Source organism: Streptomyces sp. NPDC005263 (assembly GCF_042872365.1).
Classification (GTDB): domain Bacteria; phylum Actinomycetota; class Actinomycetes; order Streptomycetales; family Streptomycetaceae; genus Streptomyces.
In genome coordinates this window covers 1,349,832-1,364,974 of record NZ_JBIAKJ010000002.1, presented here as the reverse complement: position 1 = coordinate 1,364,974, position 15,143 = coordinate 1,349,832, and the positions used below count along the sequence as shown (strand labels likewise).

Annotated in this window: 15 protein-coding genes; 9 read left to right on the top strand and 6 right to left on the bottom strand. The window is 72.0% G+C overall.

Annotation, left to right across the window (positions count from 1 at the left end):
- The first annotated feature begins 28 nt into the window (after window positions 1-28).
- Window positions 29-928: a carbohydrate kinase family protein gene (locus tag ACFYRY_RS13375; protein ID WP_389143778.1), complete on the top strand. Its 900-nt coding sequence runs from the start codon at window positions 29-31 to the stop codon at window positions 926-928.
- A 22-nt stretch (window positions 929-950) separates the two neighbouring features.
- On the opposite strand, the gene ACFYRY_RS13370 is transcribed toward ACFYRY_RS13375, so the two are convergent.
- Window positions 951-1,745: a methyltransferase gene (locus tag ACFYRY_RS13370; RefSeq protein WP_389143554.1), complete on the bottom strand. Its 795-nt coding sequence runs from the start codon at window positions 1,743-1,745 to the stop codon at window positions 951-953.
- 242 nt (window positions 1,746-1,987) lie between these two features.
- Between ACFYRY_RS13370 and ACFYRY_RS13365 the strand changes: the two genes are divergently transcribed.
- Window positions 1,988-3,115, top strand: a complete 1,128-nt coding sequence (locus tag ACFYRY_RS13365) for a magnesium and cobalt transport protein CorA (RefSeq protein WP_389143551.1) — start codon at window positions 1,988-1,990, stop codon at window positions 3,113-3,115.
- Between the two features lie 71 nt (window positions 3,116-3,186).
- On the opposite strand, the gene ACFYRY_RS13360 is transcribed toward ACFYRY_RS13365, so the two are convergent.
- Both ACFYRY_RS13360 and ACFYRY_RS13355 read right to left on the bottom strand, forming a co-directional pair.
- On the bottom strand, window positions 3,187-3,618 hold the full coding sequence (locus ACFYRY_RS13360) for a CBS domain-containing protein (protein ID WP_389143548.1): 432 nt from the start codon (window positions 3,616-3,618) through the stop codon (window positions 3,187-3,189).
- A 121-nt stretch (window positions 3,619-3,739) separates the two neighbouring features.
- The gene (locus tag ACFYRY_RS13355) at window positions 3,740-4,372 is read right to left on the bottom strand and encodes a uridine kinase (RefSeq protein WP_389143545.1); all 633 of its coding nucleotides are present in this window, start codon (window positions 4,370-4,372) and stop codon (window positions 3,740-3,742) included.
- Between the two features lie 129 nt (window positions 4,373-4,501).
- Between ACFYRY_RS13355 and ACFYRY_RS13350 the strand changes: the two genes are divergently transcribed.
- The 4 genes from ACFYRY_RS13350 to ACFYRY_RS13335 all read left to right on the top strand — a co-directional run bounded on the left by ACFYRY_RS13350 (window position 4,502) and on the right by ACFYRY_RS13335 (window position 9,244).
- Window positions 4,502-5,215 carry a DUF2293 domain-containing protein gene (locus tag ACFYRY_RS13350; RefSeq protein WP_389143542.1) on the top strand — a complete coding sequence of 238 codons (714 nt, stop codon included), beginning with the start codon at window positions 4,502-4,504 and terminating at the stop codon, window positions 5,213-5,215.
- A gap of 247 nt (window positions 5,216-5,462) precedes the next feature.
- A complete protein-coding gene (locus ACFYRY_RS13345) occupies window positions 5,463-5,942 on the top strand; it encodes a DUF1772 domain-containing protein (RefSeq protein ID WP_389143539.1) in 480 nt (159 codons plus the stop codon).
- Between the two features lie 272 nt (window positions 5,943-6,214).
- Complete coding sequence (locus ACFYRY_RS13340) at window positions 6,215-7,702, top strand: glutamate synthase subunit beta (RefSeq protein WP_389143536.1); 1,488 nt, start codon at window positions 6,215-6,217, stop codon at window positions 7,700-7,702.
- An 87-nt stretch (window positions 7,703-7,789) separates the two neighbouring features.
- Window positions 7,790-9,244, top strand: coding sequence for a PLP-dependent aminotransferase family protein (locus ACFYRY_RS13335; RefSeq protein WP_389143534.1), 1,455 nt, complete (start codon window positions 7,790-7,792; stop codon window positions 9,242-9,244).
- A 158-nt stretch (window positions 9,245-9,402) separates the two neighbouring features.
- Here the strand turns inward: ACFYRY_RS13335 and ACFYRY_RS13330 are convergent, their stop codons facing one another.
- From ACFYRY_RS13330 to ACFYRY_RS13320, 3 genes are all read right to left on the bottom strand, one after another.
- Window positions 9,403-10,215, bottom strand: coding sequence for an SAM-dependent methyltransferase (locus ACFYRY_RS13330; protein WP_389143531.1), 813 nt, complete (start codon window positions 10,213-10,215; stop codon window positions 9,403-9,405).
- Window positions 10,216-10,310: 95 nt separating this feature from the next.
- Window positions 10,311-10,565: a DUF397 domain-containing protein gene (locus tag ACFYRY_RS13325; protein ID WP_389143528.1), complete on the bottom strand. Its 255-nt coding sequence runs from the start codon at window positions 10,563-10,565 to the stop codon at window positions 10,311-10,313.
- Window positions 10,566-11,426, bottom strand: coding sequence for a helix-turn-helix transcriptional regulator (locus ACFYRY_RS13320; protein WP_389143524.1), 861 nt, complete (start codon window positions 11,424-11,426; stop codon window positions 10,566-10,568).
- 225 nt (window positions 11,427-11,651) lie between these two features.
- On the opposite strand from ACFYRY_RS13320, the gene ACFYRY_RS13315 reads away from it, so the two are divergent.
- The 3 genes from ACFYRY_RS13315 (at window position 11,652) to ACFYRY_RS13305 (ending at window position 15,141) form a co-directional block, all read left to right on the top strand.
- Window positions 11,652-12,470, top strand: coding sequence for an ATP-binding protein (locus ACFYRY_RS13315; RefSeq protein ID WP_389143521.1), 819 nt, complete (start codon window positions 11,652-11,654; stop codon window positions 12,468-12,470).
- Window positions 12,461-12,904 (top strand): hypothetical protein, encoded by a 444-nt coding sequence (locus ACFYRY_RS13310; RefSeq protein ID WP_389143518.1) that lies wholly within the window; start codon window positions 12,461-12,463, stop codon window positions 12,902-12,904. Before ACFYRY_RS13315 ends, ACFYRY_RS13310 begins: the two co-directional genes overlap by 10 nt.
- Window positions 12,905-13,221: 317 nt before the next feature.
- Window positions 13,222-15,141, top strand: coding sequence for an ABC transporter ATP-binding protein (locus tag ACFYRY_RS13305; protein WP_389143775.1), 1,920 nt, complete (start codon window positions 13,222-13,224; stop codon window positions 15,139-15,141).
- Window positions 15,142-15,143: the final 2 nt, after the last annotated feature.

Sequence of the window (15,143 nt, the reverse complement as noted above, 5' to 3'; positions counted from 1 at the left end):
TTCCCGAGCAGTCCGTCCCGAGGGCGCGCTGCTGGTCGTGGGGGACGTCATCACGGACGTCGTCGCCCGGCACCAGGGGCCGCTCACCCCAGGCACGGACACCGTCGCGACGATCCGGACGGTGCCGGGCGGAGCGGGCGCGAACGTGGCGTGCTGGGCCGCTCACCAGGGGCGCTGCGAGGTGCGGCTGGTCGGGCGGGTGGGCGCGGACTCGGTCGCCTGGCACGAGCGGGAACTGGTCGCCTGCGGAGTACGGCCCGCGCTCGTCGTGGATCCGCGGGCTCCGACCGGGACGGTGATCTGCCTCGTCGACGGCGATGCGGCGGCGGAGCGGACGTTCCTCACCGACAGCGGGGCCTCGTTGCGGCTCGCGCCCGAGGACTGGTCGGACACCCTGCTCGACGGGGTCGCACGGCTGCATCTGTCGGGCTACCTGCTGTTCTCCGAACCGAGCCGGGCGCTGGTGACGGTGGCCCTGGCGGCGGCACGCGCACGAGGAGTGCCGGTGAGCCTGGACCCGGCGTCGGCCGGTTTCCTGGTGGCGTTGGGAGTGGATCGTTTCCTCGCGCTCGTCGAAGGCGTGGACCTGCTGTTGCCCAGCCGGGACGAGGCCTGCCTGCTCACCGGGTTGCCCGAGGCGGCGGACGCGGCGGCCGAGCTGAGCCGTCACATCCCGCTGGTGGTCGCCAAGCAGGGAGCGGAGGGGGCGCTGGTGGCCCGGTCGGGCACCGTCGTCGCCCGGGTTCCCGCCGTGGCGGCGACTCCCCGCGACACCACCGGAGCCGGCGACGCCTTCACCGGCACCTTCCTGGCGGCTCTGCTCATGGGCGCCACCCCCGAGGAGGCGGCGGCGGAGGGCTGCCGGGCGGGGGCGGTTGCGGTGGAGGGGGTCGGGGGGCGGCCGTCCGAGGTGAGGCGGAGGGGGTAGCGGGCCGCAACTTCCGCCCCTCCTAGCCCTTGCGCCCCCACGCGGAGATCATCGGGGCGGTGGCGAGGTCCATGTCGCCGGTGGCGATGTTCGCGAGGTGGCGGTCGATGTCCTGGGCCGTGGCGATGCCGGCGGTGACGAGCTGGTCGCGGATCTGGCGGACGGTGGCTGATTCCAGGGCGGCGCAGGCGGGCGAGCTGACCGGGAAGTAGGCATCGGCCTCCACCCCGCGCAGACCGGCCTCGCGAAGCAGCCGGGGAAGCCTGCGCCCGTAGGCCAGATCGGCGCCCCGGTCGGCGAGAAGTCGGCGAAATCCCTGCCTCAGCCGGTTCGCGAGTTGCTGCTCGGGGCCGTGCTCGTCGGGGCAGAGCAGCGGCTGGAGGGCAGGGTCGGCGTCCTCGACCAGGAGCCGCCCGCCCGGTCGCAGCGCCTTGATCATCGACCGCAACGCCCTGTCACGGTCCGGCACATGGACGAGGACCAGCCGGGCGTGCACCAGGTCGAACCCCTCCTCCGGCGGGTCCTCGGCGCCCACGTCGTGCACCCGTACATGCACCGGTTGGCGGGCGGCCGCGGCAACCCGTGAGGTGTCGATGTCGGTCGCGAGGACCCGTCCGGTCGGGCCCACCTTCTTGGCCAGCCAGGACACCACGGAAGTGCCGCCGGCACCGACCTCCCAGCAACGCCAGCCGGGTCCGACGCCGAGGCCCTCGAGGTGTCGGAAGGTCGTGGGGTCGAAGAGGGTGGCGAAGGCGTCGAAACGTTCCCCCGCCTCGGTCTGCCGGTTGTCGAGGAGGTACCCGTCAGCTTGCGTCATACCGCGATCATCCCAGTTGCCCGGCTTGTCCGAAGCGGTTGACGCGAGGCGACTCCTACGACGAGATGGCCGCGCTCCTGCGACGCACGGCCCGTGTCCAGGCACTGAACCGTTGTCCACAGCCGGGAACCAAGCGGAACGTTCCGCTCCCACAGGCTTACCCGCCGCTCACCCCGAGCTGGCAAACTGGCACGCCAGGGCGCGGGAACGCGGCACGGGGAGATCCACGCAAGGAGATCCAGATGTCCATGGCAGGGAATCTGCGGAAGGTCACGAGCTTCGGCAGGGTGGGCGGCCTCCGCAAGGTGGCACGGCTGGCCCGGCGACGTCCCCGCGTCGACCTGAGCCATCCGGCCCGGTCTCCGCTGGGCTCCTCGGTGGTCAACTGCGTGGCCTATCAGGAGGGTGTCCGGATTCCCGCCGGCAGAGATCTCGTCGACGCGGTGGAACGGGTGCGCAAGAAGGGCGACGGATTCGTCTGGCTGGGCCTGCACGAGCCTACGGACCAGGAGTTCGCGGGTGTCGCCGAACTCTTCGACCTGCACCCGCTGGCGGTCGAGGACGCGGTCGAGGCACACCAGCGCCCGAAGCTGGAGCGCTACGGCGAGACGGTGTTCGCGGTGTTCAAGACGGTGTGCTACGTCGAGCACGAGGAGCTCACGGCGACCAGCGAAGTGGTCAACACCGGCGAGATCATGGTGTTCGCCGGCGAGGATTTCGTGATCACGGTGCGCCACGGACGGCACGGCTCACTGGGGCCGTTGCGCGAGACGCTGGAGGCCTCTCCCGAGCAGCTCTCCAAAGGCCCCGCCGCGGTGCTGCACGCGATCGCGGACCATGTGGTCGACGACTACCTGCACGTCACCGACTCGGTGCAGGAGGACATCGACCAGGTCGAGATGGCCGTGTTCGCGGAGAACGGCGCCCGGGTGGACGCGGGGCGCATCTACCAGCTCAAGCGGGAGCTCCTGGAGCTCAAGCGGGCCGTCGTGCCGCTCGGGCGTCCGCTCGAGGAGCTCGCCACCCGGCCGATGCGGGTGGTCGCTCCGGAGATACAGGCCTACTTCCGTGACGTCTCCGACCACCTGCTGCGGGCCAAGGAACAGATCGCCGCCTTCGACGAGCTGCTCAACTCCATCCTCCAGGCGCATCTCGCTCAGGTGACGGTCGCGCAGAACGAGGACATGCGGAAGATCACGGCGTGGGCCGCCGTGGTCGCCGTACCGACGATGGTGTGCGGCGTGTACGGCATGAACTTCAAGTACATGCCGGAGCTGCACTGGCGGTACGGCTACGGCCTGATCATCGGCGTGATAACCGTCGCCTGTGTGCTGCTGTACCGGGGTTTCCGGCGCAACGGCTGGATCTGACGCGGGAAGGACGGAGTCCCTCAGGGGCGACCCGGTAGCCGGTCAGTCGAGCATGATCCGGTCGAGGTCGGTCAGTGACCGCCGGGCGTCCGGGCGTAGACGCTCTCGGCCCAGCTCGCGATCTGGTCCTCCGTGAGGTGCTGGGCCAGGTCGGCCTCACTGATCATGCCGACCAGGCGCTTGTCGTCGATGACGGGGAGCCGGCGGATCTGGTGCTCCCGCATCTCGTGGAGCACCTCACTGACATCGGCGCTCGCGTCGATCCAGCGGGGTGTTCCCTGGGCCATCTCGCCCGCGGTGACCCTGGCCGGGTCGTGGCCGATGGCGACACAGCCGACGACGATGTCGCGGTCGGTGAGGATCCCGCAGAGCCGTTCGTTCTGGTCGCTGATGGGCAGGGCGCCGACGTTGAGGTCGCGCATCAGTTGGGCGGCGCGGTCCAGGGTCTCCTGGGCGGGGATCCACTGTGCGCCACGGTGCATGATGTCTCCGGCTGTGGTCATGGAGTACCTCCCGGTGCCGGACGGCCGGCGCGGAGCAAGGCGGCACCGCAAGTCCCGGCATCATCCATTCTCGCGGCACCCTTCGGCACACGCCCCCGGAGCGGGCCAGAGCTCGCCTTGGTCAGCCGTTCCAGGCCGGGTGGCGTGGGTCGTCGGCACGTATCAGGACATCGGCCGTGCCGGCCGGGTCGGTCTCGTTCTCGTAGCGCTCGAAGGCGGGCAGCTGCCAGTGGTCGGACTCGGGGGTGCGGCGTCGCAGGGCCCCCGGCGAGAGAAGTACGTGAACGGTCAGGTCGAAGGGGAACCAGTGGTGCAGCAGGAGGGGGCCGTGCAGCAACAGGTGACCGCCGGGCGGGAGTTGGACGTAAGGGCTGCGAGTGGCACGGTCGGTGTCGGGGTCCCACAGGTCGGGCAGGATGCGGCCGTCGCCGCCGGGTTCGAGGGGACCGAACACCTCGCGCCACAGGGCGCCGGTGTCGAACCAGCCGGTGTAGTAGGCCTCCGGGTCTTGGTGGCCGTACTCCAGGCGGAGGGAGGCGGGACGCAGGAAGCCCTGGGCCCCGACGACCAGCGAGGCACGGCCGCGCACCCGGAGCGCTTGCGCCACCCGTTCGGCGAGGTCGCCCGGGCGGGCGGCGGGGGCCCCGTCGAAGGCGACCCGCGGCCAGGGGCTGCCGTCGGCCGGCTTCAGGTCGAGCAGTCGTTCGGCGAGCTGGTCGCCGAGCCGGTCCCAGGTGATCGCTTCGAGTCGCACACGGCCCATGATGCGTCAGATCGTGTTCAGGACGCGTCGTGCCCATGGGGGCTGCCGCCGACCCGCCTCGGCGGACCAGGACGGGTGGAGGGCGTAGTTCCGGGGGCTGGAGACGGGAATGAACCCGGTATGGCGCGCCTCGCAACTCCCCCTTCCCCTGCCGGATCCCGAACCGGGCCTGTCGTCATTCAGCCGCTGCGCAGACGGCAGTGCGCGGAGTGCCGGGGCGGACCGTTGTCGCTGCTCGTCGTCGAGGACGGGATGCCGCGGTGCCTCGACTGTGCCGATCTGGGGCATCTGGTGTTCCTGCCACGGGGCGACACCGCGTTGACGCGCCGGTCCCGGGAGGAGAGCACCTTGGCGGCGGTGGTCGTGCGGTTCAACCGGCGCAAGGGGCGCTACGAGCGCCAGGGCGTCCTCGTCGAGGAGGCGGGGCTCGCCCGGGCCGAGGCGCGGTGCCTCGCCGACGCGGAGGCACGGCGCCGACGCCGGGTGCGGGACGCTGCGCGGCGGGCGGCCGAGGACGTGCGGTTCACGGATGCCTTCGCGGCGGAGATAGGGCGGCTGTTCCCCGGGTGCCCACGGGCGCGGGCGATCGCCGAGCACGCCTCGGTGCGGGGCAGCGGCCGGGTGGGGCGGAGTGCGGCGGGGCGGGCGTTGTCCGAGGGGGCGGTGACCTCGGCGGTCGCGGCGTCCGTACGGCACGTGGACACGCCCTACGACCAGCTTCTGATGAGCGGGGTGGCGAGACACGAGGCACGGCGGCGGATCGCGCCGTCGGTGGAGGCGGTACTCAGGCAGTGGCGGGAGGACGAGGCCGGGGTGGCCTCGGCGGCGGGGTGAGAACAGGGCCGGGGCGTCGTGGGGAAACGAGGTGGGGGGCGTAGGCGTGGAGGGTTTTGGACGGAGGCCGTGAGTACGGGACGTTCTGCCTGGACGCTCGCGTATGTTCCCGCGTAATTCAGGCATGGCCGGGCGCGTTGTGCGGGGATTCACTTGTGGTGACGGCAGTGACGGCAGTGACGGCAGTGACGGTGGTGGCGGTGGATGCCGAGCGGGGGCTCGGCCGGAGGCGGGAGTGGGTGTCGGCGTGATCGATGGGCCGTATTTCGTACTGACCATGCTGGGTGTGCTGGGGGCCGGTGTGGTGGCGGGGGTGTTCTACGGGTTCTCGACCTTCGTGATGCGGGCGCTGGCCGCGTTGCCGCCCGCCCAGGGTGTCGCCGCGATGAAAGCGATCAACGTGACCGCGGTGCGGCCCGCGTTCATGGTCGTTTTCACCGGGTCGGCCGTGGTGTGCGCGGTGATCGCGGTGGTGACGTTCGTCCTGTGGCCGGACGGGGGGACGGTCGAGTTGCTGGTGGGCAGCGCGCTGTACCTGTTCGGCGTGTTCGGGGTGACCGTCGTGGCGAACGTGCCACGCAACAACGCGCTGGCGCAGCTGGACCCGGGCACCCATGAGGCGGCCGCGTACTGGCCCACGTATGTGCGCGAGTGGACGATGTGGAACCACGTCCGCGCGGTCGCCTCAGCCGCCGCGGCGGTGGCGTACCTGCTGGCACTCACCTGAGCGCGCCCTGGGTGCCGGCTGAGCATGAACCTGCCCCAGCCTGCGAGAAAGCTCCGTCCAACGCTCTGCGCGGGCGACCGACGGGACGTATCGTGGCCGAAAGACGTACCGGGAGAGGTGCCGAACGACGCACCGAACCCCGTGTACCGGTGGATGAACCGGGCTAGGTATCCAGGAGAGCCCCGAAGAGTGCCGCCCGATGACGCACGGCCACGTCGGACGGGCATGTGTCGGACGCGCAGGTGTCGCACGCGCAGGCAAGGAAGACGGCCATGGCCGACCCCAAGGGATTCATGACCACGCCCCGCCAGGACTGGCCGCGCCGGCCGGTCGAGGAGCGGGTCCGGGACTGGGAGGAGGTGTATGTCCCCGGGGCGTTGCTGCCCATCGTCAGCAAGCAGGCGGACCGCTGCATGGACTGCGGTGTCCCTTTCTGCCACCACGCCTGTCCGCTCGGCAACCTGATCCCCGAGTGGAACGACCTCGTCTCCCGGGACGACTGGCGGGCCGCCTCGGACCGGCTGCACGCCACCAACAACTTCCCTGAGTTCACCGGCCGGTTGTGCCCGGCACCCTGTGAGGCGGGCTGTGTGCTGGCGATCAACCAGCCCGCGGTCACGATCAAGAACGTCGAGGTCGCGATCGCCGACCGGGCCTGGGAACTCGGGTTCACGCCACCGCGTCCGCCGGAGCGGCTGTCCGGGCGGACGGTCGCGGTGATCGGCTCGGGTCCCGCCGGCCTCGCCGCGGCACAGCAGCTGACCCGCGCGGGGCACACGGTCGCGGTGTACGAGAAGGACGACCGGCTCGGCGGGCTGATGCGGTACGGCATCCCCGAGTTCAAGATGGAGAAGCGGCATCTGGAGCGGCGCATCGAGCAGATGCGGGCCGAGGGCACCAAGTTCCGTACGTCCACCGCGGTCGGACGGGACATCGGCGCCGCGGAGCTGCGGGCGCGCTACGACGCCGTGGTGATCGCCACCGGCGCGACGGCCTGGCGGGAACTCGATGTTCCTGGGCGGGAGTTGGCCGGGGTGCGACAGGCCATGGAGTACCTTCCGCTGTCCAACCGGGTGCGTGAGGGGGATCTGGAGGTCTCGCCCATGTCCGCCGCCGGGCAGCACGTCGTCATCGTCGGCGGCGGGGACACGGGCGCCGACTGCCTGGGTACGGCGGTGCGGGAAGGAGCCGCGTCCGTGACCCAGTTGGACATCTACGCCCAGCCCGGCGCCGAGCGCGACGAGGATGCGGAGCCCTGGCCGACGTATCCGAAGGTCTACCGGCTGTCGGCCGCGCACGAGGAGGCGCGGGAACTTCGGACGGCGCCGGCGGCGGACGCCGACGCGCGACTGTTCGCGGCGTCCACGCTCCGCTTCACCGGGGACGCCGACGGGCATGTGCGGTCGCTGCACCTCGTGGAGGTGGACGCGCGGCGCCGGCCGGTGCCGGACAGCGGACGCAGCATCCCCGCCGACCTCGTGCTGCTCGCGCTCGGTTTCTCGGGGCCGGACCTGGAGGACGGGCTCGTGGGCCAGTTGGGGCTGGAACTGGACCCGCGCGGGACTGTCGCGCGGGACGCCGGGTTCGCCACGAACGTCCCCGGTGTGTTCGCCGCGGGGGACGCCGCGCGGGGGCAGTCGTTGATCGTGTGGGCGATAGCGGAGGGGCGGGCGGTGGCGGCGGCCGTCGACCGCCATCTGACGGGCACCTCGCGCCTGCCGGCACCGATCGGTCCGTATGACCGCCCCATGGCCGTTTAGCGGTGCGGCCCGGTACGGACGATGCGAGGGATGCGTCAGCGGCGCTCGTCCGGCCTGGCGCCTTGACCGTCTGTAGGGTGCGTTTCCATGGATGAATCGTGGGTCGATTCCGCGGAGCGGATCGGTGCCGACCTGCATCTGGAGCTGTCCGGCCCGGGCGGCCGACGGGCCGCGCTGATCGCGGCGCTGCGCGAGGCCGTACGCAGCGGGCGGCTCGCCCCCGACACCCGGCTGCCGCCGTACCGTTCACTCGCCGCCGACCTCGGAGTCGCCCGCAACACGGTGGCCGACGCCTACGCGGAGCTTGTCGCGGAGGGCTGGCTGACCGCCCGGCAGGGCTCAGGCACCCGGGTGGCGAAGCGGGCGGAGCCGCTGCGACAACGAGTGCCTCGCCAGGGGCCTGCCCGCGCGCGTGCGCCCCGGCATGATCTGCGCCAGGGCACCCCGGACGCGTCGGCGTTCCCGCGCGCGGCCTGGCTCACCTCCTACCGGCGGGCTCTGCAGCAGGCGCCCAGCGAGGTGTTCGGGCCCGGCGACCCGGCCGGCCGCGTCGAGTTGCGGGAGGCGCTCACGGAGTACCTGTCACGCGCGCGTGGTGTGCGCACCGAGCCGGGCCGGATCGTGATCTGCTCCGGTTTCGCGCACGCGCTACGGCTGCTCTTCGGCCAGGACCGGGGCGGCGGGGGCGGCGTGCTCAGCGGCCCCCTGGCGGTGGAGGCGTACGGGCTGGGCTTCCACCGGGCGCTGCTGCGGGACGCCGGGGTGCGGACCGTGCCGCTCCCCCTCGACGAACACGGCGCGCGGATCGACGGTCTGCGGGACGAACGGGCGGTACTGCTCACACCCGCACACCAGTTCCCGACGGGCGGACCGCTGGATCCCGGGCGCCGTGCCGCGGTGGTCGACTGGGCACGCGCGCGTGGGGCGGTGATCCTGGAGGACGACTACGACGGCGAGTTCCGCTACGACCGCAAGCCGGTCGGTGCCGTCCAGGGCCTCGATCCGGAACGTGTGATCTTCATCGGCTCGGTCAGCAAGAGCCTGTCGCCCGCGGTGCGGCTGGGGTGGATGGTGCTGCCGGAGCGGTACGTCGACGACGTGCTCGCGGCCAAGGGGGAGCGCGAGGCCTGGGCAAGCGTTCTCGACCAGTTGAGCCTCGCCGACTTCCTGTCCTGCGGGTCCTACGACCGTCATGTGCGGCGCATGCGTCAGCGGTACCGCGTCCGTCGGGACCGGCTGGTCGCGACGCTCGCCACGCACGCGCCGCATGTCGAGGTCACCGGTATCGCGGCCGGCCTGCACGCGGTGCTGAGGCTGCCACCGGGTACCGAGCGGTCCGTGGTGCAGGCGGCCGCCTTGCAGGGCGTCGCCCTGGACGGGCTCGCCGAGTTCCGGCACCCGGACACCTACATGGCTGCGAGCGACGGCCTGGTCGTGGGGTACGCGACACCCTCGGAGCACGCTTACGCGGCGGCGCTGGACGCGCTGTGCGGCACGTTGCCGCCGGTCGAGGTGCCCGGGGCGGATCCTGCGGGCGGATGAGCCAGGGGTTGCACAGGGGTACGAGCGGCCCGGCGGCCCTTCGGACGGGCGCACGAGGCGCACCCGCCGCAGAGAGCGCACGAGGCGCACGGGGCGCACCCGCCGCGGAAGGGCGCGGAGCGGCGGTCACCCCTAGCGCGCCCCACCCGCACCAAACCTCAGAGCTTCCGTGCCACCGCCCCGTACCCAGGAATGACCCCGTCGTCCTGGCCCGGGACAGGGTCACCCAGCTCGGGGTGCCACAGCTGCGGCACCTCCACGCCGGGTTCGACGAGTTCCAGGCCGTCGAAGAAGCGGGCGAACTCCTCGCGGGAGCGCAGCGCCAAGGTGACGCCGGCCGATTTGAGCTTCTCGGTGGCCGCCTTCGACTCCTCGGGTGTGAAGTCGGCCGTCGCGTGGCTGACCACCAGGTAGCTGCCCGAGGGCAGCTCGGACAGCAGCCGCGCCACCAACTCGTGGGCGCCGTCCTCGTCGGAGACGAAGTGCAGCAGCGCGATGAGGGAGAGCGCGACCGGCCGGCCGAAGTCCAGGACCTTCCGGGCGCCCTCCAGGACGGCGTCCGGGTCCCGCACGTCGGCCTGCAGGTACTCGGTCGCCCCCTGGTCCGTGCCCCGCAGCAGGGCCGCCGCGTGGGCGAGCACGATCGGATCGTTGTCGCAGTAGACGACCCGCGCGTCGGGGGCGATCCGCTGGGCGACCTGGTGGAGGTTCGGTTCGGTCGGGATGCCGGTGCCGACGTCCAGGAACTGGCGGACGCCGTGCTGGGCGAGCCAGCGCGTGGCCCGGTGCATGAAGGCCCGGTTGACCCGCGCCATCACCGGCACCCTCGGGTCGAGGGCCAGCATCTGCCGTCCCATCGCCTCGTCGACGGGGTAGTTGTCCTTGCCGCCGAGATACCAGTCGTACATCCGCGCGGGATGCGGTCTGCTGGTGTCGATCTGGGCGGCGCCGAGGGGCTCCTGACCGGTCATGAGGCACTCCGTAAGACGCAATGGGTGTTCAATTCAGCACCAATAACAAAGAAGTTCAGCGAGATAGCGCAATCAATCGACAGGACGGCAACCAGTCAGGAGAGGAGGAAGTCGGCCTCCCCCGCCTTGGCGCCCTCGATGAAGGCGGTCATCTCGTCCGTGGTGTAGATCAGCGCGGGACCGTCCGGGTCGGTGGACTGACGGACGGCTATCCGGCCGTCGGCGAGCTTCATCGCCTCCAGGCAGTTGCCGCCGTTGCCGCCGCTCCAGGGCTTGTGCCAGCCCTCGCTGCCCAACTCCCGTGCGGGCATGCCGTTGTAGACCCGTCGGCGCGGCTTGATGCGATCCATTCACAACTCCTTGCGGAGATCCCGGAGGATCTCCTTCGTGCGATGTGCAGTAGCGGCCTGCGCCGCCATGCGGTCCATGACCTCGAGGTGGGTCGCCACCTCGGCGCGCGCGTCCAGATAGACGGCGCCGGTCAGGTACTCGCTGTAGACCATGTCCGGGAGTTCCGGCACGGCGAATCGGAAGAGCACGAAGGGGCCGTACGTGCCCGGGTGCGGCCCGTTCGCGAACGGGGCGACCTGCAGGGTGACGTTGGGCAGCTTCGTCGCGTCGAGCAGCTTGTCGATCTGGGCCCGCATCACCTCCGGGGTGCCGACGCGGCGGCGCAGCACGGTCTCGTCCATCACGACCCACAGCCGGGGCGCGTCCTGACGGGTGAGCAGTTCCTGGCGCCGCATGCGCAGGTCGACGTGGCGCTCGATGTCGTCGGGGCTGGTCTGCCCGATGGCGCCCGATCTCAGGACGCCACGTGCGTAGTCCTCGGTCTGCAGCAGGCCGGGGACGAAGTGCGGCTCGTACTGCCGGATGAGGGCGGCCGCCCCCTCCAGGCTCACGTGCATCGAGAACCAGCCGGGCAGGACGTCGTGGAACCGCTGCCACCAGCCGGGTTTGTTGGCGTCCTCCGCGAGTTGGACGAACGCGTCCGCCTCATCGTCGGAGATGCCGTAGGCCTTCAGGAGCAGTTGCAGGTACGGGATCTTGAGCCCGACCTCGGCCATCTCCATCCGGCGGACCGTGGCGGGGGCGACCCGGAGTATGCGGGCGGCTTCCTCACGCCTGAGCCCCGCGCGTTCCCGCAGGTCCAGAAGACGCCGACCGAGGACGACCTGGCCGACCGTAGGCGCGGACCGCGGCTCGCTCACCTGCACCTCCACAAAGTCCCTGATCAGACGGCCCCTTGGGAGCGAGCCGGTCACCACGGCATGCTGACAGCCCTGCGGCGCCATTCGACGACCTGAACGAAGTTCTGTACGGATACGTACCGATCTTCGCCGATCCCAACTGGCGCCGCTCGACGTGCTGTTGCCAGCAGTGTGCCACGGTCCCTCGCCCCGTCACGCAGCACTCTGCATTTTTCAGAGTGACACTTGCCAAGTGTTCATGGCGGGGCGATAGTGGCAAGCGTGATTCCGCCCGCGCCTTTAGGAACAGACGCCGCCGCAGGCCGCCCCCTCGGCCTCGGCGCTGATGGGGTTCCCCCCGCTCGGACCCGTTCGGGAGCGAGCGAGGCAGTGGGACCCGAGCGGCCCGCAGCGAGCGAGGGAGTGGGCCCCGAGCGGCCCGCTGCCGAGCGCCGGTTCCGGTTCGAGCTGGCCGCCCATCCCGGTTCTCCGGCACAGGCCAGACATCTGACCATGGCCCGGCTGACCGGCTGGTCGGTGTGCGCGGACACCTGCGACTCGGCGGCCCTGGTGGTCACCGAGCTGGTCACCAACGCCATCGTGCACACCGCGAGCCGCCGTGTGATCTGCGAGCTGCACGACGGTGAGGACCTGGTGCGGATAGCCGTACGTGACGAGGGTTGCGCGCCCGGTGAGCCGCACCCCTCGGCGCAGCGGCCCGACGAGGAGCACGGGAGGGGACTGCTTCTCGTCGACGCCCTCTGTCACGCCTGGGGAGCCCAGGAGCACGGCCCCGGTCTGCTGGTCTGGGCGGAACTCCCCCGGCAGGACGACCTGTCTCGCGGGGACTCCGGCCCCCGCAACGACCTGGGTTGGGGCGCCCGCCCGAAGCCGGGCCCGTCCGGCAGCCCGGGCAGCGCCGCCACGGCGGAGGCCGGTCCCGGCGCCGGCATGAGCGTGGATCCGCGGGTGGATGTGGAGCCACGTCACGGCACCGCGCCCGCGGCCGAGACCGGTGGCACGGCGGGAGCCCGGCAGCACAGGACGGGGGTCGAATGGGCATAGGGGCTGGGGCCGACGGCGGTCCGATACTGAGCCTGGACACGCTGGTCCGCCTCGGACGCGGACCGCGCACCCCGGGAACGACCCGGCGTCTGTCCGTGCCCGAGGGCATGACGGCTCCGCTGGGCTGTGACGCCGTGGTGGTGCCCGCGCGGTTCGGGCCCCGGCTGATGCCGCGGCTGCCGCGGGTCGGGTGCGTCTACGCCGACGAGGCGCACTGGTGGTGGATCGTTCCTTCAGACTCCGACTTCGCCCTGGAGTGGCCCGCCCCGGCTCAGTACGCCACCGGGGCGGTCGTACCGGACACTCCGGCCGCGCCGGGCCTGATCCACCGGCCGGAAGGGACCATTCCGTACACCCCGCCGATACCGCTGTATCTGGCCCTGTGCCGACTGACGGGCACGACGCCGACGTGGTCGCGACCGGTCAGCGCGTAGAGCGCCTCCACGACTTCCGCCTCCAGAACCCTGGCTCCTCGCCGCCTCCCCTTGCTCACCTCTTTCCTCGTCTCGTCCCACCCCTCTCCCCCTCTCCAGGCGTGCGCTTGCGCCTCGCTCGGTGTGCGCCCGCGTGCCCCGACCGCTGTGGCACACGCCCTGCCCGCGACGAGCCCGCTTCGCGATAGTGGCCGTTCGTCCACGATCAGGGGAGGTCGACGGTGGCACAGAGGCGCGACGCGCGGCAGGGCGGCGCGGGCACACCGGAGGTGTCCGAGTCGGAGCAACTGCTCTTCGGCGGGCCGTTGCGCTACGACATGGGCTGGAACTCGCACGCGGACGCGTTCCTGGAGCTGAACTTCCGGGCCATGGTGACCCGCCTGCCGTCCCTGCTGACGGCCAGCTTCGGTCTCGCCTGGCAGGCCGACCGACGGGCCGCCCGGACCGTGCTCGCCGCCGAGGTGGGCCGGGGCCTGACCCAGGCCGTGAGTCTGCTCGCCGTCAACAGCGTGCTGGGCCGGCTGATCGGCGGCGGCGCCCTGGAGGACCGGTTGCGCGGTGCCGTCCCCGCCCTGGTGGTGATGGCGGCCGCGATGCTGGTCGGGGCACTGCTGCGGGCCGCGTCGACCTACGCCACCGGACGGCTGGAGCCCAAGGTGGAGCGGGTGGCGACCGAGCGCTATCTGGAGCGGGCGGCGGCCGTGGAGCTGGCCGCGATCGAGGACCACGCCTTCCACAAGCTCCTCGACACCGCGCAGTACGGCGCCCAGTCCGCCCGGCGGATGATCTCGTACGCCACTCGGGTGGTGAACGCGATGATCTCGCTGGTCGCCGCGGCGGGCGTACTGACCGTGCTGCACCCGGCGCTGCTGCCGCTGCTGGTGACGATGACCCTGCCGAGCGCCTGGAGCGCGCTGACCATGGCCCGTCGGCGCTACGAGTCCTTCCACGCCTGGGTGCAGCACGCGCGCGCCGGGCGCCTGCTCGGCGCGCTGCTGATCGAGCCGGAGGCGGCTCCGGAGATCCGGGTGCACGGGGTGGGCCCGTTCCTGCTGCGGCACTTCCGCGCGATGTCGGAGACGGCGGAGGCGGAGCAGGCCCGCCTCGCCCGGCTGGCGGCCCGTACGGGTCTGATCGCGGCGGCCTGGACGGGGCTGGCCACGGCGGCGACGTACGCCACGCTGGGCGGACTGCTGCTGGCGGGCGCGATGGCGCTGTCGGTGGCGGGGACCGCCGTGATCGCCATCCGCACCGGCTCGCAGAGCCTCGACACGCTGGTCGTCGAGCTGAACGCGCTGCACGAGGAGGCGCTGTTCGTCGGTGACCTGCAACGTCTCTACGTGGAGGCGGCCGAGCGGGCGATCCCGGTGGGCGGGGCCGCCCTGCCGGCCGAGCCGCGCGAGATCCGGTTCGAGAACGTCTCCTTCACGTACCCGGGTGACGCGACCCGTCCGGCGCTGGACGACGTGACGCTCAGCGTCCCGCTCGGCAAGATCGTGGCGCTGGTCGGCGAGAACGGCTCCGGCAAGACCACCCTGGTCAAGCTGCTGGCCGGGCTGTACGCGCCCGACGGCGGCCGGATCCTGTGGGACGACGTGGACGCGGCCACCGCCGACCGGCACCTGCTCGCCGAGCGGGTCGCGATGGTCGCCCAGGACTTCAAGCGGTGGCCGTTCACCGCCCGCGTCAATGTGGCGGTCGGCCGTTCCGCGGCGCCGCTCACCGACGAGCGGCTCAGGGAGGCGGTCGCGGAGGCCGGGGCCGAGGAGGTGGTGGTAAATCTGCCGCGCGGCCTGGACACCCTGCTGGCCCGGAACTTCAGCGGAGGCCACGAGCTGTCCGGCGGTCAGTGGCAGCGGCTGGGGATCGCCCGGGCCGCGTACCGGCGCGCGCGCATCCTGATCGTGGACGAGCCGACGGCCGCCCTGGACGCCCGGGCGGAGCTGGAGGTCTTCGAGAAGATCCGCGCTCTGGCAGGCACCGGGCAGACCGTCATCCTGATCACCCACCGGTTGGCCTCGGTCCGGCACGCGGACCTGGTGCACGTCCTGGAGCAGGGCCGCCTGGTGGAGTCCGGCACCCCGGACGAGCTACTGGCGACCGGCGGGGTCTACGCGGAGCTGTACTCGCTCCAGGCGGAGCAGTTCGCGGCGAAGGTCCCCACGCGGGGTACCGCCCTGACACCGCACGTGCCGGCCCCGGCCCCGGCCCCGGCCCCGGCCCCGAAGGCAGGCTGACC

Excerpts from the sequence above, each read along its gene's own strand:
- ACFYRY_RS13370 (WP_389143554.1), bottom strand. The coding sequence starts at position 1,745 with ATGACGCAAGCTGACGGGTACCTCCTCGACAACCGGCAGACCGAGGCG.
- ACFYRY_RS13365 (WP_389143551.1), top strand. The coding sequence starts at position 1,988 with ATGTCCATGGCAGGGAATCTGCGGAAGGTCACGAGCTTCGGCAGGGTG.
- ACFYRY_RS13360 (WP_389143548.1), bottom strand. The coding sequence starts at position 3,618 with ATGACCACAGCCGGAGACATCATGCACCGTGGCGCACAGTGGATCCCC.
- ACFYRY_RS13350 (WP_389143542.1), top strand. The coding sequence starts at position 4,502 with ATGGCGCGCCTCGCAACTCCCCCTTCCCCTGCCGGATCCCGAACCGGG.
- ACFYRY_RS13340 (WP_389143536.1), top strand. The coding sequence starts at position 6,215 with ATGGCCGACCCCAAGGGATTCATGACCACGCCCCGCCAGGACTGGCCG.
- ACFYRY_RS13335 (WP_389143534.1), top strand. The coding sequence starts at position 7,790 with ATGGATGAATCGTGGGTCGATTCCGCGGAGCGGATCGGTGCCGACCTG.
- ACFYRY_RS13330 (WP_389143531.1), bottom strand. The coding sequence starts at position 10,215 with ATGACCGGTCAGGAGCCCCTCGGCGCCGCCCAGATCGACACCAGCAGA.
- ACFYRY_RS13325 (WP_389143528.1), bottom strand. The coding sequence starts at position 10,565 with ATGGATCGCATCAAGCCGCGCCGACGGGTCTACAACGGCATGCCCGCA.
- ACFYRY_RS13310 (WP_389143518.1), top strand. The coding sequence starts at position 12,461 with ATGGGCATAGGGGCTGGGGCCGACGGCGGTCCGATACTGAGCCTGGAC.
- ACFYRY_RS13305 (WP_389143775.1), top strand. The coding sequence starts at position 13,222 with ATGGGCTGGAACTCGCACGCGGACGCGTTCCTGGAGCTGAACTTCCGG.